The following is a 20,837-nucleotide window of genomic DNA, read 5'->3' on the forward strand; positions in this document are numbered from 1 at the left end:
CTGCTGCTCAGGCGATGAGCGGCGAAACCAGTACAGCAGGATCAGATACGCGATGCTGATCAGCGCGAGGCTTCCGAACATCCAAAAAGGATCGGCAGCCGCCTCCTGCGAGCGACGCGACGCCATCACCCGTTCTTCTGAAAAAAGCGTCTGATAAAACCAGCGCCAGTACCCGCCAAGCGGATCGAGCACCTGGCCGGGTGCCCAGGATCGGCTCCGCAGATGCATCACCACAAAAAAGCTACAGTACGCCAGCACATGAAGCACGGCCAGCCCCGCCAAGATCCAATCGCGCTCGATGAACGCCAGGCGTATGACTCGCCGAGGAAAAGCCCTGGCGCTGATTCCTTCTCCCAAAGACACGTCTAGCCTCCTGTCGAGAGTCGAGCGAGCATTATACCATCGGGCTATCAGCCGGTTGTGGTGGAGCCATGTTATAATGGCGCGAAACATTCAAAATCTATGTGCGTCAGCAACTTTCTTGCCAATGTTCGCACACACGTGACGTGGGGTCGAAAGTTCAACAATGGCAAATCCTCTTTCGGGATTGATCGGTGCGTTCAGTCGCGACCTGGGAATAGATCTTGGGACGGCTAATACGCTGGTTTACGCGCGCGGCAAAGGGATCATCATCTCGGAGCCGTCCGTGGTGGCGATGGATAGCCGCACGAAAAAGCCCCTGACGGTCGGCGCGGAGGCCAAGGCGATGGTCGGGAAAACGCCCAGCAGCATCGTCGCGGTCCGTCCGCTCAAAGACGGCGTGATCGCCGATTTCAACGTCGTCGAAAAGATGTTGGAGTACTTCATCAAGAAGGCCGGCTCGCCGCGCCCGCGCGTGGTCGTGGGCGTGCCTTCGGGCGTCACCGAGGTCGAGAAGCGCGCGGCCAAAGATGCCGCCGAAAACGCGGGCGCGCGTCAGGCGTTTGTCGTCGAAGAGCCGATGGCGGCGGCGATCGGCGCGGGGCTGCCCGTGGAAGAGCCGATCGGCTCGATGATCGTCGATATTGGCGGCGGCACCACCGAGGTCGCGGTAATCTCGCTCGGCGGCATCGTCGTCAATCACTCGCTGCGCATCGCGGGCGACGAGATCGACGAGGCGGTGATCCAGTTTGCCCGCCGCGAGTACAACCTGCTGATCGGCGAGCGCATGGCCGAGAAAGCCAAGATCGCGGCAGGCTCGGCGTATCCGCTCGACGAAGAGATTACCGTCATGCTGCGTGGCCGCGATCTGCTGACGGGGCTGCCCAAGGCGGTCGAGATTTCGAGCGTCGAGCTGCGCGATGGCATCTCCGGCCCGGTTTCGTCGATCGTGGAAGAGGTACGCACCGCGCTGGAAGAAACACCGCCGGAGCTGGTAGCGGACATCATGGAGCACGGCATTATGCTGGCCGGCGGCGGCGCGCTGCTGCACGGCCTGGCCCAGCGCATCGCGGCGGAAACCCGCATGCCGGTGCATATCGCCGACGATCCGCTAAGCTGCGTGGCGCGCGGCGCTGGCCGGATGGTAGAAGAGTTTGCCAATCCGAAGTATCATCGGATCTTGGAGCGCAGCCAGAACAGCGGACGCCCGCGCATGCTCGAAGGCCGCTTTGGGCGACGCTAAACCGGAGCTACAGCAGCCAGCAGGCGAGGGAGTCTGATCCACCTTCGCTGCTTTGGTATGGGATGATCGATCATGCGAACTACCTTCGACGCACCAAACGAACGCCGTTCGATCAACCTGAGCCGTCGTCGGGTCACGCTGTTGCTGCTGCTGACCGCGATCGCGCTTGGGCTGATCTTGCTGGACGAAGGCGGCCAGCTCGATCCGGTCAAAGGCCGTGCGCAGGCGATCCTACAGCCGATCGAGCAAACGCTGACCCAGACGCGCATCGCTGTCGGCGAGACGATCGGCAGCGTGACGGGCATGGGCACCATGCAGCGGCAGATCGACGCGCTCGAGCGCGAGGTGAGCGCGCTGCGCGAAGAGAATATTCGCCTCAAGACCTACCAGAATAAGATCGGGCTGCTGGAACAGGAGCTTCAGATCCGCCAGACCTACAACTGGCAGACGTTGAGCGCAACGGTCGTGCGGGGCAGCACCGACAACGGTCGGCGGATCGTACGCATCAGCCGTGGCCGGGTCGATGGCATCGCGCCGGGCATGGGCGTCGTCAGCAAAGAGGGCGGCAGCCCGGCGGCGCTGATCGGCGTGGTCGACAGAGTATATGCGCAGACCGCAGACGTGCTGCTGATCACCGACTACGGCTCGACGATCAGCGCGCGCACGGCGGGAACCGAAACGCCCGCCGAGGGCTTGATCGCGGGCCAGTGGCAGCTCGGCAGCCGGATCAAGCTGACGGATGTCAGCCGCGACGTGCCGCTTGAGATCGGGCAGTATATCGTCACGGCGGGCTTGAGCAAAGCCCTGGCTACCGACACGCCGATCGCGCAGGTGCCGCCCGACGTGCCGATCGGCACGATCATCAGCGTGTCACAGACCGGCCACAGCCAGACCGCCGAGGTCCAGCCATTCGTCGACCCGGATCGAGTACGGAACATATGGGTGATTACCGGCCAAAAATAGAACAGCGCATCCTGCGCCAGATCTTGCGCGCGCTGATGCTGCTGTGTGTGGCCTTGCTCCAGACCGCGCTCGCGCCGACGTTCTGGCGCTTTCGCGCCGACTGGGTGCTGATCGCCGTGATCGGGTGGACCCTCCTGCGGGGCCTGATTCCGGGCGTGCGCTGGGCGATCTACGGCGGCCTGTCGCTCGATCTGCTGGGCACGCTGCCGATCGGCAGCCATCTGCTGGCGCTGCTCTTCTGCGTCGTCGTCGTCGCGGTAGTCGTCGAGCCGCTGGACCGCGAGCAGCCGCTGCTGCTGATCGGGGCGATGCTGGGAGCGTCGCTGCTCTACGGCTTCACGCTGGCGCTGCTGCTGCCGCTGACCAACTTCAACGTGCCCTGGCAGCACTATCCCCTGGTCGAGATCGTGCCGACCGCGATCGTCAACACGATCGTCGCGATCCCAACGTTTGCCCTGCTGCGGCGCTTACACCGTCGCGGGCAGCCAACCATTGAAGCGTAACCTGTATGCGTCGTCTTGTCGTCTTTCGGATCTTCGTGCTGCTCACCTTCGTCGCACTGGTCAGCCAGCTCTGGGTGCTGCAATTTCAGGAGGGCGCGTCGCTCGCGATCAACGCGCGGGGCAATACCGAGCGTCCGGTCTATGAGCGTCCGCTGCGCGGCGAGATCTTTGCCCGCGACAGCAAAACGATCTTGGCGGAGAGCCTGCCGAGCTACACGATCGGCATCCTGCCCAGCCAGTTGCCGGGCAAGCCCGGCGGCCCTGAGCGGCAGGCCATGTTCGCCTGGCTCGACGATCTGCTGAAGTTCCAGAGCACGCTGGTGGTCACGCCCAGCGAGCAGCTCACGTACGAGCCGCGCATGAAGCAGGACATGGAGCTGATCACGGGTCCGTTCGAGACGCCGACGCCGTCTGTCACCGAGGCGTTTACTATCACCGTGCCGATCTCGCGCTCGGTCGAGGCCTTTCAGCTGACGCGCACCTACTCGACCACGCTCCTGTTTCACTCGCCGATCGAGCATATTCTGGCCCACGCGGGCCTGCCCGCCTACGAGACGGTACCGCTGACCACGACGCGGGATCTGGCGATCGGGCGGATCATCGAGGAGAACAAATCGATCGCGCCTGGCCTGCCGGGCGTGCAGGTCGAGCCGAACTATCAGCGCTCCTATCCCAAGAGCGTCGAGGTGATGTCGCTCTCGCATCTGCTGGGCTACGTCGGGCCGATCGACCAGTGCGGCATTATCAGGCACAATCCTGAGCGCTTCTGGAGCCCGATCTATATCACCGGGCAGATCACGTCGACGCTTGAAGAAAAGCGGGCCGCCCTGATCGAGGCGTGCGGCCTCGACCCGTTCGAGCTGGCGCGCAAAGACGAGCGGGCCGGTATTCAATACCTGCTGACCGACCGGATCGGCAAGGACGGGCTGGAATATACCTACGAGGCAGATATGCGCGGCCAGCTCGGCGAAAAGAAGATCGAGGTCGACGCGCAGGAGCGGCTGGTTTCAGAGCCGGTCGAGGTGCGTCCGACGAGGCTGGGCAACAACCTGGTGCTGACGATCGACTACGAGCTGCAAAAGCAGACCGAGCAGATCTTGCGCAAATGGATCGCCGAGGCCGAGCGCCGCCGCCAGACCTCGCCGCCGCCCTCAAAGCCGGGACAGCCCGACAAGCGGCAATACTTCCCGATCGAGGCCGGCGTGGCAATCGCGCTTGAGGTGAAGACGGGCCGCATTCTGTCGATGGTGAGCTGGCCGGCCTTCGACAACAACATCTTCAACCGCCGCCGCAGCCAGCAAGAGGTCGATACGATCTTCAGCCCGCCCTACCCGAAGCAGGCCCCGGCGATCAACCAGGCGATTCAGGGCTTGTTCCCGCCCGGCTCGACCTGGAAGCAGATCTCGGCGGCGGCTGCGCTCGAAGGCGGCGTGATCCGGCCCGATACCAAGCTGCGCGATCCGGGCTATCTCGACGTGAAAAACACCTACTTCGAGCACGACCGGAAGTACGATCAGCGGTTTCCGAACTCGATCCGGCGCGACAACGGCTGGATCGATGTGCGCCAGGCGCTTCAAGTTTCGTCCAACGTCTTTTTCCAGTCGGTGATCGGCGGGACGGAGTACGTGCGCAACCTGGCCGACGGCGAGAAGATCCCCGGTCTGGACGAGACGGGCGAGAAGCTGGCCGATATGGCGTTTGCGTTCGGCTTCGGCAGGCCAACCAACATCCCGCTGCCGGGCGAGTACAGCGGCGTCGTGCCGTCGAAGTCGTGGAAGAAAAAGCAGCTGGGCGCGTTCGGCCAGGAGGCCTGGACGATCGGCGATACCTACAACACGACGATCGGGCAGGGCAACTTGCAGGTGACGCCGCTCCAGCTCGCGATTGCGTCGGCGGCGGTCGCGAACGGCGGCACGCTCTACCAGCCCCAGGTCGTCGAGAAAGTGATCGATCCGAACGGCGAGCTTGTGCGCGAGATCCCGCCCGTAGTCAACGGTAAGCTGCCCGTCTCAGATGAGCATCTGCGGGTGATCCGCGAGGGCATGCGGCTGGCGATCACCGATGGCCTCGACGTGTGCGCGCGTAAGGATGTTTCGGGCCTGGACATCGCGGGCAAGACCGGCACCGCAGAGTATCTTGAGCGGCTTGATCCGGACAAAGGCCCGACCGAGGACAACATTCGCAAGCGCTCGCACGCCTGGTTCGCCGGGTTCGCGCCCTACGACGATCCGCAGATCGAAGTGGTGGTGCTGGTCGAGGGCGCGGGCGATATGAACGACGGCTCTGCGACGATCGCGGTCCCGGCTGTCACCGAGATCATGCAATCCTACTTCAAGGTAACGCCGCCGATCGATCCGGCCAAGCCGATCCCGCCGTACAATCTGCCGTGTCACTAGCAGCGAAAGAACCAAGAACCGGGTGCCCATGCAGGTGCCCATGCGGGTGCCCTCTGGGCATGGGCACCCGCATGGCACCCGGCGTGGTGAGGGCCTGAACGCGAAACTCAGGACTTGGAACAAAAGGGCGGGAGAAAGCCCACGAAAAATCCCTCTCGCATCAAACCGCCGGGCCGAAGATGATCCTCACGTTGCGCGGGATTGGCGCAACCGATACTCCTAATCCGAACCAGGAAGATGGTTCGAGCACAACTGTCATCTTGCCGACATCGCTCCCCTACAACATAGTTGACATCTCGATTATAATCCGGCACAACTATGAGTACACCGATCGCGATCAAAGGAAACAAAGACGGCCTCCGGCTGATGCTGGCCGAGGATACAGGCTGGGACGAGCTACTGGCCGCAGTGCGCAGCCAACTGGAGCGCGGCACCGATTTTTTCCACGGCGCGGAGCTGACGATCGACATCGGCGACCGGCCATTGCAGGAAGAGCAGCTCGCTGAGCTGCTGAGCCTGATGCGCGAGCACGGGCTTCAGCCCTCGGCGCTGGCAACCAGCTCGCGCGAAGGGCGCAGCGCGGGGCGAGGCGTGGGCCTGATGACACGACCGGCCAACCGGCAGCCGTCGGTGGTGCCGCGCGAGAAAGAGCCGGAGAGCGCGCTGCTTGTGATGCGCACGCTCCGCTCCGGCCAGGTGCTGCGCCATCCGAGCCACATTACGATCATCGGCGATGTCAACCCAGGCGCGGAGGTCGTTGCCGGTGGCAGCGTGCTGGTCTGGGGGCGGCTGCGGGGCACAGTCCATGCTGGCGCGCTCGGCGATCAAAGCGCTGTCGTCTGCGCGCTGGAGCTGATGCCGTCGCTGCTGCGGATCGCCGATCTGATGTCGCGACCGCCCGATCAGCGACCGAACGGCCCTGAGACGGCGCGTATTCAGGACGAGCAGATCGTCGTCGAGCAGTGGGAAGGGATCAAACCTCGGCCCGCGTGAGCATCCAGGATCGAGCGTAGATTGAGACGGCCTGATGTGTCGTAGGGGTGCCGATGTGATTGTGTGGCAGCGCCGCCGCGCAACCGGCAGCGCCCGATGGTTCAGGCGGCGTTTGGTCGGCAGACGATGAAACGCCGACGAGCGACACTGGTCTAGTGAAGGAGCGTACCGATGGCGCGAGTAATCACCATTACGTCCGGTAAAGGTGGCGTAGGAAAAACAACTACCACTGCTAATCTAGGGACCGCACTGGCGACGCAGGGGCAGCGCGTGGTTGCCGTCGACGCCGATATTGGCCTACGCAACCTGGATGTCGTGATGGGATTGGAAAATCGCATCGTGTACGATCTGGTCGACGTAGTCGAGGGCCGCTGCCGTCTGCGCCAGGCGCTGATCAAAGACAAGCGCTTCCCCGAACTCTTCTTGCTCCCGGCAGCGCAGACCCGCGATAAAGACGCGGTCAGTCCCGAAGATATGATCGAGCTGTGCAACCAGCTGCGGCGCGAGTTCGACTTCGTGCTGATCGACTCTCCGGCAGGCATCGAGGGCGGGTTTCGCAACGCAATCGCCGGTGCCGACGAGGTGCTGATCGTCACGACGCCCGAAGTCTCGGCAGTGCGCGACGCCGACCGGATCGTCGGGCTGGTCGAGGCGTTCGAGAAGCATCATCCCCGGCTGATCCTGAATCGTATTCGGCCCCAGATGGTGGCGCGCGGCGAGATGATGAGCAAAGAGGATGTCGTTGAGATCCTGGCGATCGACCTGATCGGCGTGGTTCCCGATGACGAGACGATCGTTACGTCAACCAACAGGGGCGAGGTCGCGGTGATGCAGAAAGGATCGCTGGCCGGCAAAGCCTACATCGATATTGCGCGGCGGCTGCTGGGCGAAGACGTGCCGATGATTGTGCTAACCGAAGACCAAAGCTTGCTGGATAAATTTTTTGGCGCGCTCGGCCTGCGACCACGCCGGGCGGCCAGGTAAGCTCGGACGAGCGCCAGCGATCATAAGGAAATGACATGAGCTTTTTGGATACGTTACTTGGCCGTAAACGCGAGAGCAGCTCGGCGATTGCCAAAGAGCGCCTGCTGACGGTGCTGGTGCATGACCGCGTGAAGCTGACGCCGGAGATGCTGGAGGCGATGCGCAAGGAGATCATCGAGGTCATCTCCAAGTACGTCGACATCGCCGATCCCGATGCGATCGATGTAAGCCTGATGCGCGGCGAGGAGAGCGATCACCTGAAAGCCGACATTCCCGTACGGCGGTCACGAACCTGATGCAACCGATACAGCATAAACCGATTGTTTTTCCGCTCTGGGCGAAGATCACCACCGTCAGCATCATTATCGTGCTGACGATTCTGCTGCTGCGCTCGGTCGGCGGGCTGCTCAACCCCTTCATCTGGGCGATCATCACCGCCTACCTGCTCAACCCGCTTGTCTCGGCGCTGACGACACGCACCCACATCGCGCGGCTCTGGTGGGTCGTGCTGCTGTATATCGTCGCCGGGCTGCTGCTCTACCTGGGCATCAACTGGCTGGTGCCACGGCTTGCCAATCAGTACAGCGATCTGGTGCGGGCGCTGCCGGATTTCGCGCTGCGGGTGGAGCACTGGATTGCCGAGAACGGCGTGGTCGAGCTGGGCGGCACGACGCTGGATCTCAGGCCGGACGAGCAGGAAGTCGCCAATTTTTTCACCGAGCTAGGCCGCGAGCTGCCGTCGAGCGTGCCTGAGCTGGTGCTGGGCGTGCTTGAGCGGCTGGTGCTGCTGCTGGTCTATCTGGTCGTCACCTTTTACCTGCTACTGCAAGCCGATCAGATCACCGAGCGGATCTATGGCCTGATCCCGGCGCCGCAGCGCCACGAGATTCGCGAGCTAGGCCGCTCGATCGATCGGGTGCTGGGCGCGTACATTCGCAGCCAGCTGCTACTGATCATGATCATGGCCGTGCTGACCTATATCCCGCTCTCGATCCTGGGCGTGCAGTACGCGCTGATCCTGGCAATCGCGACAGGCTTTCTTGAGATCATCCCGTTTGTCGGACCCTACACCGCCGCCGGATCGGCGATGCTGGTGTCGGTCCTTCAGTCCACCAACACCTTCGGCTGGCCCGGCTGGGTGCTGGCGCTGGTCGTCGGCGTGATCTATCTCATTCTGCGTCAGGCCGAGGATCACCTGATCATTCCAAATCTGGTCGGCCATATCGTCGAGCTCCACCCGATCATCGTGATCTTCTCGATCCTGGCGGGTGGCGCGATGGGCGGCGCGCTTGGCCTGCTGATCGCGGTGCCGGTCGCGGCGACGATTCGCATCATCCTGATCTACCTGTACTCCAAGCTGGTCGACTCGCCGACGCCGATCGCGGATGTCGAGGCCGAAGAGCATCGCATGCTCGACACGCCGCCGACGCCGCTGGCCGCGCCGCCGGGCCACGGCGATCTGACCGAGCCCAAGACTGGCAAGCGCCAGCGTAGCGAGCCTGCCGATGGACGTTCGTCAAGCTGAGCCAGACGATCTGCCATACTGCGCGGCGCTGTCGGCCAGCGTCCAGAGCACGCATGTCTGGCAACTGCGCCTGGGCTACGATCCGAGCGTGTCGCAGGTGGGCGACGAGCTGGGCGCGACGCTCCACTGCACGCGCCTGCCGCGCCCGATCATGGTGCGGCCAGCCAGCGCCGAGCCGATCGAGCAGTTGTGGTCGCGGGCGGCAGAGGCGCTGATCGCGGAGGAGCTTGACGGTATCGCGGGCTATGTCGTGCTGACGATCGGCGCGACATCTGCCGCCGCTACGATCGCGCGGCTGGTCGTCGCGCCACAGATGCGGCATCGCGGGATCGGCGGCGCGCTGCTCAGCGCGGCAGCTCAGTGGAGCCGGGCCGTTGGCCTTGAGATGCTGGTAGCGCACTGCTCGGCGCGGAATCATCCCGCGGCCAATTTTTATATGCGCCGTGGCCTGCGCTTTGCCGGATATAGCGAGGCGTTCTACCCGCGCGGCGAGGTCGCGCTCTTCTTCCAGCGGCCAGTATAGCCGCTAGAGATTCACTGCCGCGCTTTGCTCCGTTAAACATAGCGTAGGGACGCTGCATCGCTTAAGCGTGGCACGGGGCAAAGTACCAGTCGCGAGCGTGCAGCGTCCGTCTGCATTATATAAGCTTTGAGCGCGCTCGATTCTATCGATCCGCTGACTCATGCCGAGTGACGGCGGAGCGTTCGATCACTCCTCGGCGCACGGACTCACTGCTTCTCTCACCCACACCCCAGCCGCCGGACACAAACGCCGCCGGATACAGCGTACCCGGCGGCATTCGGCTGATCAGCACCGCGTCTACTCCCACTCGATGGTTGCGGGCGGCTTGGAGGTAATGTCGTAGACGACGCGGTTAACACCCTGCACCTCGTTGACGATCCGGTTGGCCGCGCGCTGAAGCAGATCGGCGGGCAAACGCGCCCAATCCGCCGTCATAAAGTCCTCGGTCGTCACCGCCCGCAGCGCAATTGCATCGGCGTAGGTGCGATAATCGCCCATGACGCCCACGCTCTGCACAGGCAGCAGCACCGCGAACGCCTGCTGCACCTCGCGCTCCAGCCCGAAGTGGCGCAGCTCCTCCAGGAAGATCGCGTCGGCGCGGCGCAGCGTCTCCGCCCGCTCGTGCGTGATCGGGCCGAGGATGCGCACGGCCAAGCCGGGGCCGGGGAAGGGATGCCGCCAGACCCACGCTTCGGGAAGGCCAAGCTCCAGGCCCACCGCGCGCACCTCGTCCTTGAACAGGTAGCGCAGCGGCTCGACCAGCTTCAGGTTCATCTTTTCGGGCAGGCCGCCGACGTTGTGATGCGTCTTGATCTTAGCCGCGACGTTGCGATCCGCCGCCGTGCTCTCGATCACGTCGGGGTAGAGCGTGCCCTGGGCCAAAAACTGCACATCGCCCAGCGACTCGGCCTCGCGCTCGAAGATGCGGATAAACTTCTCGCCGATGATCTTGCGCTTGGCCTCAGGATCGGAGACGCCCTCCAGCGCGCTGAGAAACTCCTCGGCGGCATTGACCGCGACCAGCGGAATATGCAGATGATTGCGGAAGGTTTCGATCACCTGCTCGGCCTCGCCCAGGCGCAGCAGGCCGGTATCGACAAAGATACACGTGAGCTGCTCGCCGACCGCCCTGCCGATCAGCGCCGCCGCCACCGCCGAGTCGACGCCGCCGCTGAGGCCGCAGATCACACGGCCCGCGCCGACCTGCTCGCGGATGCGCGCAATCGCCTGCTCGGCAATCGCCTCTGCCGTCCAGCCGCCCTCACAGCCGCAGACGCGGTAGGCGAAGTTGCGGATCAGCTCGCGGCCCTGCGGCGTATGCACCACCTCAGGATGGAATTGCAGGCCATACCAGCGCCGCCGCTCGTCGCCCATCGCGGCGTAGGGCGAGTTCGTCGAGTGCGCGATCGGGTGGAAGCCCGTGGGCAGGCCCGTCAGCCGATCGCCGTGGCTCATCCAGACGCGCTGCTGCTGATCGAGCGCGGCAAAAAGCGGCGATTCGGGATGGTCGATCGTGATCTCAGCGGGGCCGAACTCGCGTTTGATCGACGCCTCGACGCCGCCGCCGAGCGTCTGCGCGATCAGCTGCATGCCGTAGCAGATTCCCAGCACCGGCAGCCCGCTCTCGATCACCCAGGCGGGCATCTGCGGCGCTCCCGGCGCGTAGACGCTCGCGGGACCACCCGACAGCACCACGCCGCGCGGATTGAGAATCAGCGCTTGCTCGGCCTCGGCGTAGAACGGCAGCAGCTCGCTATAGACGCCCGCCTCACGCAGCCGCCGCACGATAAGCTGGCTGTACTGCGAGCCAAAGTCGAGCACAATAATCGATTCTGTGGGCATGGATCACCTATCTATCAACGGCATTGTCGAGCATGCGGCAGCAGTACAGATTCAGGTGGCATGCGCAACCCGGCCAATCTATCGCCCGAAGTGTAGCATGACCTGCTACCGGCGACAACCGACCGAGGCCATCACCCCGGCGCGTGCGCGCCACCGCTCTCCAAGCCCAGAGGGCACCCTCCGCAGGAGAGGGGTAGTCTTTGGCGCTTGGTTCTTGGTTCTTTTGTTCTTTCGTACCTCAGGCAATGCACTCGGCAATCTCGTCGACCCGCGCGAAGACCTGGGCAGGCGCATACGCCTTGAGCGCCTCTAGCCTGGTAAAGCCCCAGGCGACAGCGCCGAACGGAATATGTTCTTTGGTCGCCGCCTCGATGTCTCGGATCTCATCGCCAATGCACAGCGCCTCGCTCGGCAGCACGCCGCTCTGCTTGAGGATTTTTCTGAACCGCGCCCGCTTCCCAAAGAGCGACGCGCCGCACTCGTAGTACGCGATCAGCGCCGCATTGTCGGGGCCGAGCACGCGCCGAACGTTGTCGTAGGAGTTTGAGCTGACGATCGCCAGCGTCACGCCCATCTGCGATAGCCGCCGCAACAGACGATCGACGCCCTCGAAGAGCGTGATATGCTCAATGTCGCGCGCCGTCAGGCTCCGCGCGTGTCGGGCGATCAGCGGCATTTTCCAGAGCGGCACGCCGAGATGCTGGATCATCTGCCGGGCGCTATAGCCGCGCAGCGCCTCGATCTCGCTAGCCTCGATGCGCTTGAAGTTGTAGGTGTCGGCGATTGAGTTGGCGATCCCCAGGAACCAGGGAAACGAATCGGCTAAGGTGCCGTCGAAATCAAAAATGACGAGCTTATATTTCACCGGGCTGCTCCGCTTGCTTCTGTCCTCTCGTGTCGGCGGAGTGTAGTGTAACGTGGAAAGAGCGCGTCGGGTAGGGTCGATAGGCTCATTGGGACTCGGACCTGGAACCCTTACCCGCCGAAGAATCGGATCGGCAGGCGTGCAGGGCCGCGCACGGTGAGCGTCTGATGCCACGGAATGTCGCTCGTGGTGATCGTAAAGCCGTCAAAGCGCGACAGCAGGCACTCCAGCGCCAAGCGCGACTCCAGGCGGGCAAGGGCAGCGCCCAGGCAGAAATGCGGCCCATGTCCGAACGCGACATGCCCGTGATTGCGGCGGTCGAGATCGAACATGTCGGGATTGGGAAACTGATCGGGGTCGCGGTTGGCCGATGCCAGCATCACCATCACGAACGTGCCCGCCGGAATTCGCACACCGGCAACCTCGACATCGCGGGTGGCCTGACGATAGAGGTTGTGGGTCGGAGGATCGTAGCGCAGCATCTCCTCGATGAAGCGCGGAATGAGCGCCGCATCGGCCCGCACGCGCTCCAGCACATCGGGCTGCCGCGAGAGCATGAGCAGCGATTTGCTGAGCAGATGAACCGTCGTCTCGATCCCGGCGACGACCAGCAGGAACATAAAGGCGATCAGATCGTCTCTGGTCAGGCTCTCGCCGTCGATCGTCGCCTGCGTCAGCAGGCTGATAATATCCTCTCCGGGCGCTGCCGAGCGCTCGTCGATCACCGATCCGAAGTAGCTTTCGAGCTCCGCGACGGTTCTACGCACATCCTCCGCGTGCTCCGGGCTGTGCGGCACCGGCGAGACGCTCGCGAGCGAATCGGACCAGCGCTTGAACTGCGGGTACAGATTTGGATCGAGCGCCAGGAATTGACCGAGCGCCCCAGCGGTAAGCGGCGTGGCAAACTCGCTCACAAACTCGACCTCACGACCGTCCGCCAGGCGATCCGCCAGACGCTCGACCAGCGCGCGGACGCTCGGCTCGATGCGGGTCATGACCGACGGCAGGAATGCCCGGTTGAGCAGATTGCGGTATTTGGTGTGCGCGGGCGGGTCCTTCGAGAGCATCGTGTGCGCGCCTGGGTTGTGCCCCAGCCACTCCGGCTCGAAGGCCAGGTCGAATCCGGCGGACGAGAAGCGATCCGGAGATTTCAGGACCGCGTCGACATCGGCGTACCGGCTGATGCCCCAGAAGCCGCCCGGCTCCACAGGAGCCACCGGGCGCTGCTCGCGCATCTTCGCGTAGAACGGGTACGGGTCGGCGATGAACTCAGGGGCGAAGAGGTTGATCGGTTCCATGAGTGGCCTCGCTTCAAGCGATAGCTTGCGCCTGGCTGTTGCACCAGCAGGCATGTTACGCTGCCGGACGATTGCCTGCGTCGATCGGCAAGCCGCTGATCGTGCAGCTCGATACCGAGCTAGATCTGTTGTGTCGCATATGGTATACGTTGAGCGGTGAAGAGGTGACGCACGAGCACAGCCATTGTATCATCTGGCAGGAGTAGCTACAATAGGCGAGCAATCGTATCCAGAGCGGAGGGCTGCACGGATGAGCCAAGCGTTCCAGATCCCGGTCGCCGCGCGCCGCCACCCACGGCCAAGCGCCGTGCTGCCGTGCGTCGATTGCGGGCAGCCGCGCGGCACGAACTACCCGCAGTGTCCCTCGTGCTATCAGGCCGTCGAGGTCTTCTGGCTGGCCGACTGGCAGGCATTGCTCGATCAGGAGCAGATCCAGCCCGGCTCAGCCGACGAGCTGCTGCTCGCGCAGGTGGTGCTGGTCGAGTTCGAGCGCCAGCCCTGGACCGTCGTCGATCTGGCGATGAGCTTCGTTCGCTGCACGGCGTGCGGCTGTGAGCTTGGCGGCGGGCCACATGCGTGCTCGGAGTGCGCGATGGCCTTCGGCAACGCGCTGTGGTCCGAGGTTCTGGCCGGGCGGCAGGGCAACGTCACCACCAACGAGCACGCGCTGCATATCGGGCGCCGGGTCTTGCGCTACCCGCATCGACAGTCGGCTAACGCGACCAAGGGCTGGCGGCTGACCTTTCCACGGGTGCTGACCGGCTGGCTGCCGACGACACCAGAGGCGCAGCGCATGGCAGCCTACATCAAGCAGGGGCGCATCGCCGAGGTCGAGGCCGGGCTGGCCGAGGTCGATGCCGCGATCAACGGCGCGGGCGGGATACCGAGCGAGTCGCCGGCTCGCTAACATCCGCATAGACCCAGGTCCACCCTCCAGCTTCCCAAGCACAACTCCACACTTGACACAGGCCGCGCCGTCTCCTACGATAGGCGCGCAGAGTTGTACGCGGTCGAACACGACCAGTCCTCGTGATCAAGCGCCGTTCTTAGCGGCAACGTTGCGTCTGTTTCTATGTTTGGGGGAAGCCCTGTGCTGACTGATGTTTTAGTTTTGGGTATGGCCCGCACCAGAAGCGGTGTGACGATCGCGGGGATGACAACGCAGCCCGATCCGATCACCGGCCTGCGCTGGATTCGGCCCATCAAAGCCAACGGCCCGGTGACGGTTGACGACGTGCGCTACGAAGACGGCACCCTGATCCGGCTGGGCGATGTCGTGCAGTTGGAGGTGCTCCAGCCACAGCCGGAGCCGCCCTTCGTCGAGAACATGATCGTCGATTGGAACCAGGGACCGCCCGCGTTTATCCGCGAGCTGACGGATGCGCGCCGCCAGGCATTCTTTCCCAAACACATCGACCCCGCGCCGATCGAGGTGCTTGGGCGGCAGCCGCAGCGCTCGGTGTGCCTGGTGCGGCCCGACACCGTCGAGGCGCTCTTCTCCTACGACGAGGAGGCACAGCGCTTCGAGGCGCGGCTGATGCCCCGCATCGGCAGGCTCTACAGCGAGGAGGGCGTGCCAGTCTTCGATCCGTACTGGCGTAAGTGGGGCCAGCAGCAGTTGAGCGAGGAAGAGTATCGCGAGATCGATCACGACACGCTGCACGGCATCGTCGGCGAGATCTACCTCGTGCTTGGCCTCGGCGCGCGCGGCAGGCCGCAGGTAATCGGCGTGCATACCATCCCCGCCTACCAGCTCGACCCGGATGAGGCGGTGCTTTAGGCGGAGAACCAAGCACAAAAAGCAAGGGAAACTTGAAGCCTGGAACTTTGCACTCGAAACTCAGCAATCAGCGGTACATCCCTTGCAGGGGCGAGAGCAGGAAACTCGTCAGCAGCCGGAGCGGACAGCGCATCCGGCGGAGCAAGGAGACGATCGCATGAGCAGCGAACGACGAAGCGTAGAAGGAGAATTGCCGGACGGCATCGGTGATCGCGCGCACGGCTACGAGCATAACCCGAATCCTGAAGATCAGGTCGAGGCCAATCGCGCGCGCTTCGAGGAGATGCAGCGCAAATTGCAGCGGGAGCGTGAGGCCGCCGCCAAAGCGATCCAGGGCGTGCAGCGGCAGCTTGAGGAGCAGTACGTGGCCGCGCAGCAAGACCCGGAGCATCAGGCCTTTATCGCCGAGCAGGTAGAGCACGAGTACACCGATCGACCGAGTCTGCGGGGTGGTCAGGAGCAGAGCGGCGATGAGCACGTTGGCACCGTGGGATCGAGCAACGCCGAGGTCGGGCGGCACGTTCCCGTACCGACCACGCCGAGGAACGCCGAGGAGTTCAACCGCGAGTAGCATCGATTCACATGCGTAACCTGCGAGCACGGCACATGCCTTGTTCGGCAGAAGTCAGAAGGTCATGGCTGAGACTGGCGCACCCCCCACAGCGGCGGTTGTGACTGAGCTACGGCGAGACGCGCATCGCCGCGATCTTCGCTGCGCCCGACGAGCCGCCGAAGGTGATAAAGGCTCAACTGCGCGCCTACTCCTACGACTGTGCTGGTGGCATAGACTACCGGCTCAGTCGATTTTTGATCCTGGGCTGCTGGATGTGCCCGTTTCGGCTGCTATAATGTATGGACTGGATACATATCGTGGCTCGATAGCACGTAGTTAGACTGGCGATGAGTCCGGGCGCGATCCGCGCTGGCTCATCTGCCAGCTTTGAATGGAATAATGATTCGCACAACACAACAATCGCTGCGTTTCGGGCCGGTCGCCCTGGAAGCGTCCGATCCCAGGCCGGCGCCATACTTTCTGTCGGGGCGGAAGCTGTACGCGATCGGCACAACCAACGGCGCGCTCGAACCCGTCGGCGCGGAGCATCTGGTGGGTGAGATGGGCGGCGTCTGGGCGCATCCGGTCAAGTTTTTAGACGGCTGGTATCTCTCGATCCAGGATCAGTTGGGCCGCGACGACCTGCTGCGCTGCCAGGCATTTGAAGGCCATCTCAGCGATGTCACGATGCAGTTCGCGCACGGGCCGCTCCGCATCAGCCGCACCGACTTCGTAGCCGACGACGAAGCTGTGCTCTTCTCGCTGATCGAGATCGCCAACACCGGAGCGACCGCCTGGAGCGGAAAGCTTGGCTTTGTGGCGCAGGTCAATATCCTGCCGACGTGGTTTAGCGGCTGGGAGCGCGGCGGCGTCGAGATGCTGCAAGATCATGGCCTGGTCGTGGCCTTCGATAAGCTCTGGCAGGGCCGCTGGGGCGTCGTCTTCGGCAGCTCAACGATGCCCGGCGAGATCGCCTTCGGCAAGCGCGACCGCAGCCACACGGCGGAGCTGCGCTACAACCTGACGCTCCAGCCCGACGAGCGCGTCAATCTGGAGTTTCTGGTAGCCTGCGATCACCAGAACGGACACTACGGCGCGCTCCAGCTCTTTGGCAACGCGACCGGACGCGGCGCTGAGCTGCTGCAACACAAACGCGAGCGCTACCACAAGACCGCCCTGGAAGGCGTAGCGCTGAGCACGCCCGACCAGCAGATCAACCACGACTGGATCCTGGCGAAGGCCAATCTGCTGATGCTTGAGGCCGACTACGGCCCGTATCTGCCCGGCTTTCTTCTGGCTGGCATTCCCGAATATCCCCAGCTCTTCGGCTGCGACAACACCTACACCACGCCCGGCGCGACCGCCGCAGGCTTTACGACGATCATGCGCTCCACGCTTGGCCTGCTGGGCGATCATGCTCGCCGCGCCTGTGGCCGCGTGCCGCACGAGATCACCACCAACGGGCGGGTCTTCAATCCGGGCAACACCCAGGAAACGCCGCAGTTCGCGATGGCCGTCTGGGATTATATCCGCTGGACCGGCGACATCTCCTTTTTGCGCGTGATCTACCCGGTCTGCCGCGAAGGCGTGATGGACTACCTGCCGGGTATCTGGGACTGGGACCGCGACGGCTATCCCACAGGAGACGCGATGGTCGAGCGGACCGGCATGGGATCGCTCAAGCTCGACTCGGCCTGCTACCTCTACGGGGCGTGGCGCGCGCTGGCCGAGATGGCGCGCGTGCTGGGCCGGCCTGAGGCAGAGGACTACGCCCGCCTTGCCAACGACTGGCTCCATCGCTTCGAGCGCGACTGGTGGCTGCCCGACCAGGGATTGTACGCCGACTCGCTGCACTCGGACTACCGGCCACAGCTCGACGGACACTGGACGCAGGTCGTGCCGGTGCAGCTCGGCATCGCGCGGCCCGATCGCGCGGTGCGGGTGCTGGAAACGCTGGAGCGCGAGTTCACCAATCGCTGGGGCCTGGTGCATACCCGCGATCGTGAGGATCGCGTGTGGACGCTGCCGACCGGGCTGATGGTGCTGGCGGAGCTCCGCTATGGCCGTGTCGAGCACGCGCTGCGCTTCTTGAGCAACATCTCGCTGACGGTGCGCCAGGGCATGCTGGGCGCGTTCAAAGAGCTGATCCCGGAGGGCCTATGCTTCGTCCAGTTGTGGTCGGCGGGGCTCTACCTCCAGGGCTGGCTCGAAGGCGTGCTCGGCCTCGATCCGCGCGCTCACGAGCACCGGCTGTCGATCGCGCCCGTGCTGCCGGAGGCATGGCCCTCTGCGACCGTGAGCGGCCTACGGGTTGGGGCGCACCTGCTCAACATCACTGTCGCCAGGAGCGGCTGCACCGTCGAGCACCTGCAAGGCCCGCAGGCCATCGGCATTAGCTTCTCGCCCCGTGGTACAGCAGTTGCAGCGATCGAAACGACCGGCTACAGTCCAAGTCTGCCAGCGCGACACAGCACCATGCTGGGCGATAGCCTGGTATTCGAAGTCGGCGTCGGGCAGCAGGTTGCAGTGCAGATCGATGCCGGACGAGCACAGATCGCGTACGGCGACCGCCGCTCGGCGGCGGTGTCGGTCGAAGTGGCCTGACGGCGAGAAGGAGCGCAGCATGAGCGATCGAACGCAAAATACGGGTAGTTCCGGCGACAGGCCGCTCTTCCAGAACATGGATGAGCAGGAGCGCATCTACGCCCCACAGCAGGTGCCGGGTGAGATCAGCGACGAGCTGGACGAGCGCGGCGCGCGGGCTGCGGGCACGGAGCCGATCGTGCCGGGCACCCCGACGACAGCGATCGACACGCCGATACCGGGAGCCAAAGCGATCGACCCGCTTGACCGCGACGAGCCGACGCGCAGCCGCGAGCTCTAGGCGGGGGCGAAAGAACGAAGTTCAACGTTCAAGGCTCGACAAGCTTGAAACCTTGAAACTCGGACCTCGGAAAGGAATGATGGTATGAGCGATCGAAATCAAAACACCGGCTCATCCGGCGACAAGCCGCTCTTCCAGAACATGGACGAGCAGGAGCGCATCTACGCCCCGCAGCAGGTGCCGGGCGAGATCAGCGACGAGCTGGACGAGCGCGGCGTGGGAGAAACCGGGCGTGGACAGGATACCGCCGATCGAGTAGGCGTCGTGCCGGTCCGCCCCGATACCGGCATCAACTCGCCTGTGCCGGTGCCGATTGTCACGCACGAGCGCGAGGACAATGAGGGCGCGCGCGATACCACCCAGGGCAAAGGCTAGGCGGCACAACCCTCCCAAACACAGCCGACACAGCGCCGCTCGATGATTGGGATGCGCTGTGTCGGCGTATACGGAGCAAAACGCGGCATCGATTGCGAGTATAATCTATAGCTGCTCCCCAGCCTATAGCTCGGCTCGTGCTACCGCGATTTCGTAGACATCGGGAGGAGGTGAGGCCGCACTCACACCGAATCACAGCCGATGGATTAAGCCGCGTTCGCTCACAACAGTAAGGAGTCGATGAAGATGTCTAACAAGCGAATCTATCTCGTGACGCTGCTCCTGTCGCTGCTCCTGCCGCTCCTCGCGGCATGCGGCGGTGGCGGTGCAGGAACCACGACCACCCCCGGCGCAGGCTCGCCAGCTGCATCCGCGCCAGGATCTCCGGCGGCGAGCGCTGAGCCATCGCCTGCTGCATCAGAAGCGGCCACTGGTGAAGCATCCCCCGCCGCCACCTCGACGACAGCAGCAGATGCATCGCCCTCCGGATCGCCTGCGGGATCGCCTGGCGCTGGCGGCGCTGAACTCGATTTCAGCAAGCTGGAAGTCGAAGACGGCGCGCAGCTCCGCTTCCTCGCGTCGGGCAACAACACCGAGCAGCAGCTCTACACCGAGGGCGCGGAGCGCTTCAACCAGCTCTTCCCCAATGCCAAGCTGACCTTCGAGCCGGTGCCCGCCGAGTATGAGACGACGATCACCGCTGGCTTCTCCGGCGGCAACGCGCCCGATGTCTTCTTGCTCAACGGGCAGTTGATGGGCACGCTCGCCCCGCAAGGGCTGCTCCTGCCCCTCGACGACACGATGAGCCAGGTTGGGCGGGCGGCAGACGACTACTACGAGTCGCTGATCAGCCTCTACCAGGCCGACGGCAAGACCTATGGCCTGCCCAAGGACTTCAACCCGCTGGTGCTGTTCGTCAACACCGATCTTGCCCAGAAAGCGGGCGTCGATCCGGCCAGCGTCAAGACCTGGAACGATCTCAGAGACGCCGCCAAGAAGATGACGCAGGGCGAAGGCGCGGGCAAAGTTTACGGGCTGTGCCTCACGCCGGACATCGAGCGCTACGGCGCGTCGATGCTTCAGAACGGCAACCCGATCATCGAGAACGGCAAGGCGGTCTTCAACAACGAGAAGGGCATTCAGGCGATCCAGTTCTGGAAAGACGTTCAGGAAGAAGGCTCCGCCGCCACGTTCCAGGATCTCAGCGCGGGCTGGTGCGGCGAGGCGTTCGCCAAGCAGGCGGCGGCGATGGTCGTCGAGGGCGGCTGGCTGGTGCCGTTCATGGCCGATCCGCAGCAGGGCGGCCAGGATGTGAAATATACCGCCGTGCCGCTGCCGACGCCTGAGGGCGGGCAGCAGACCTCGCTGCTCTTCACCAACGGCTTTGCCGCCAACGCCAACACCAAGTATCCCAAGGCTGCGGCAGCCGCCGTGCTCTTCCTGACCAGCGAGCAGAACCAGCAGGCATTGATCCCGAGCGGCCTGGCGCAGCCCAGCTTGCAGAGCCTGGCCGACGATCCGTACTTCGCGCAGAACCCGGTCGCGCAGACGTTGGTCCAGGCCGCGCAGAACGGGCGCGTCTCAGAGGTGGTCTTCGGCGGACCCGCCAAGAAAGCCGACGTGGTGCGCGCGATCAACCAGAACGGCATCGAGGCGATTCTGGTCGGCGGCTCGGATGTGAAGTCGGCGCTCGACGCGGCGGCACAGGAAGTCGATCAAATTATGCAGCGGTAGGCAGCTCGCGTGGGCG

Annotated in this window: 20 protein-coding genes; 16 read left to right on the forward strand and 4 right to left on the reverse strand. The window is 64.0% G+C overall.

Annotated elements, in window-relative coordinates:
* Nucleotides 1–363 (reverse strand): hypothetical protein (locus VFZ66_01345; protein ID HEX6287800.1); only part of this gene is annotated, 363 nt, incomplete at its 3' end.
* Between the two features lie 163 nt (nt 364–526).
* On the opposite strand from VFZ66_01345, the gene VFZ66_01350 reads away from it, so the two are divergent.
* From VFZ66_01350 to VFZ66_01390, 9 genes are all read left to right on the forward strand, one after another.
* On the forward strand, nt 527–1,603 hold the full coding sequence (locus VFZ66_01350; protein HEX6287801.1) for a rod shape-determining protein: 1,077 nt from the start codon (nt 527–529) through the stop codon (nt 1,601–1,603).
* 72 nt (nt 1,604–1,675) lie between these two features.
* Nucleotides 1,676–2,566, forward strand: coding sequence for a rod shape-determining protein MreC (gene mreC, locus VFZ66_01355; protein HEX6287802.1), 891 nt, complete (start codon nt 1,676–1,678; stop codon nt 2,564–2,566).
* Nucleotides 2,542–3,069, forward strand: a complete 528-nt coding sequence (gene mreD / locus VFZ66_01360) for a rod shape-determining protein MreD (GenBank protein ID HEX6287803.1) — start codon at nt 2,542–2,544, stop codon at nt 3,067–3,069. Before mreC ends, mreD begins: the two co-directional genes overlap by 25 nt.
* A 5-nt stretch (nt 3,070–3,074) precedes the next feature.
* On the forward strand, nt 3,075–5,465 hold the full coding sequence (locus tag VFZ66_01365) for a penicillin-binding transpeptidase domain-containing protein (protein HEX6287804.1): 2,391 nt from the start codon (nt 3,075–3,077) through the stop codon (nt 5,463–5,465).
* A gap of 318 nt (nt 5,466–5,783) precedes the next feature.
* Nucleotides 5,784–6,458 (forward strand): septum site-determining protein MinC, encoded by a 675-nt coding sequence (gene minC / locus VFZ66_01370; GenBank protein HEX6287805.1) that lies wholly within the window; start codon nt 5,784–5,786, stop codon nt 6,456–6,458.
* Nucleotides 6,459–6,629: 171 nt separating this feature from the next.
* Entirely contained in the window at nt 6,630–7,442 is an 813-nt protein-coding gene (gene minD / locus VFZ66_01375; GenBank protein HEX6287806.1) for a septum site-determining protein MinD, read from the forward strand.
* Nucleotides 7,443–7,477: 35 nt separating this feature from the next.
* Complete coding sequence (gene minE, locus VFZ66_01380) at nt 7,478–7,738, forward strand: cell division topological specificity factor MinE (GenBank protein HEX6287807.1); 261 nt, start codon at nt 7,478–7,480, stop codon at nt 7,736–7,738.
* Complete coding sequence (locus tag VFZ66_01385; GenBank protein HEX6287808.1) at nt 7,738–8,967, forward strand: AI-2E family transporter; 1,230 nt, start codon at nt 7,738–7,740, stop codon at nt 8,965–8,967. Before minE ends, VFZ66_01385 begins: the two co-directional genes overlap by 1 nt.
* Complete coding sequence (locus tag VFZ66_01390; protein ID HEX6287809.1) at nt 8,948–9,490, forward strand: GNAT family N-acetyltransferase; 543 nt, start codon at nt 8,948–8,950, stop codon at nt 9,488–9,490. The genes VFZ66_01385 and VFZ66_01390 overlap by 20 nt, the downstream gene beginning before the upstream one ends.
* 297 nt (nt 9,491–9,787) lie before the next feature.
* Here the strand turns inward: VFZ66_01390 and guaA are convergent, their stop codons facing one another.
* The 3 genes from guaA to VFZ66_01405 form a co-directional block, all read right to left on the reverse strand.
* A complete protein-coding gene (gene guaA, locus VFZ66_01395) occupies nt 9,788–11,332 on the reverse strand; it encodes a glutamine-hydrolyzing GMP synthase (GenBank protein ID HEX6287810.1) in 1,545 nt (514 codons plus the stop codon).
* 238 nt (nt 11,333–11,570) lie between these two features.
* Entirely contained in the window at nt 11,571–12,197 is a 627-nt protein-coding gene (locus tag VFZ66_01400; GenBank protein ID HEX6287811.1) for an HAD hydrolase-like protein, read from the reverse strand.
* 110 nt (nt 12,198–12,307) lie between these two features.
* Nucleotides 12,308–13,495: a cytochrome P450 gene (locus tag VFZ66_01405; GenBank protein ID HEX6287812.1), complete on the reverse strand. Its 1,188-nt coding sequence runs from the start codon at nt 13,493–13,495 to the stop codon at nt 12,308–12,310.
* A gap of 250 nt (nt 13,496–13,745) precedes the next feature.
* Here VFZ66_01405 and VFZ66_01410 point away from each other — a divergent pair, with 250 nt between their 5' ends.
* The 7 genes from VFZ66_01410 to VFZ66_01440 all read left to right on the forward strand — a co-directional run bounded on the left by VFZ66_01410 (nt 13,746) and on the right by VFZ66_01440 (nt 20,821).
* Entirely contained in the window at nt 13,746–14,402 is a 657-nt protein-coding gene (locus VFZ66_01410) for a hypothetical protein (GenBank protein ID HEX6287813.1), read from the forward strand.
* A 246-nt stretch (nt 14,403–14,648) separates the two neighbouring features.
* Nucleotides 14,649–15,275, forward strand: coding sequence for a hypothetical protein (locus VFZ66_01415; GenBank protein HEX6287814.1), 627 nt, complete (start codon nt 14,649–14,651; stop codon nt 15,273–15,275).
* Between the two features lie 157 nt (nt 15,276–15,432).
* Nucleotides 15,433–15,846 carry a hypothetical protein gene (locus VFZ66_01420; GenBank protein HEX6287815.1) on the forward strand — a complete coding sequence of 138 codons (414 nt, stop codon included), beginning with the start codon at nt 15,433–15,435 and terminating at the stop codon, nt 15,844–15,846.
* Nucleotides 15,847–16,227: 381 nt separating this feature from the next.
* Nucleotides 16,228–18,432 carry a glycosyl hydrolase family 65 protein gene (locus VFZ66_01425; GenBank protein ID HEX6287816.1) on the forward strand — a complete coding sequence of 735 codons (2,205 nt, stop codon included), beginning with the start codon at nt 16,228–16,230 and terminating at the stop codon, nt 18,430–18,432.
* 19 nt (nt 18,433–18,451) lie between these two features.
* On the forward strand, nt 18,452–18,712 hold the full coding sequence (locus VFZ66_01430; protein ID HEX6287817.1) for a hypothetical protein: 261 nt from the start codon (nt 18,452–18,454) through the stop codon (nt 18,710–18,712).
* Nucleotides 18,713–18,796: 84 nt separating this feature from the next.
* A complete protein-coding gene (locus VFZ66_01435) occupies nt 18,797–19,087 on the forward strand; it encodes a hypothetical protein (GenBank protein ID HEX6287818.1) in 291 nt (96 codons plus the stop codon).
* Nucleotides 19,088–19,333: 246 nt separating this feature from the next.
* Nucleotides 19,334–20,821 (forward strand): sugar ABC transporter substrate-binding protein, encoded by a 1,488-nt coding sequence (locus VFZ66_01440; GenBank protein ID HEX6287819.1) that lies wholly within the window; start codon nt 19,334–19,336, stop codon nt 20,819–20,821.
* Nucleotides 20,822–20,837 lie beyond the last annotated feature (16 nt).

The sequence above is a fragment of the Herpetosiphonaceae bacterium genome (assembly GCA_036374795.1).
Classification (GTDB): domain Bacteria; phylum Chloroflexota; class Chloroflexia; order Chloroflexales; family Kallotenuaceae; genus LB3-1.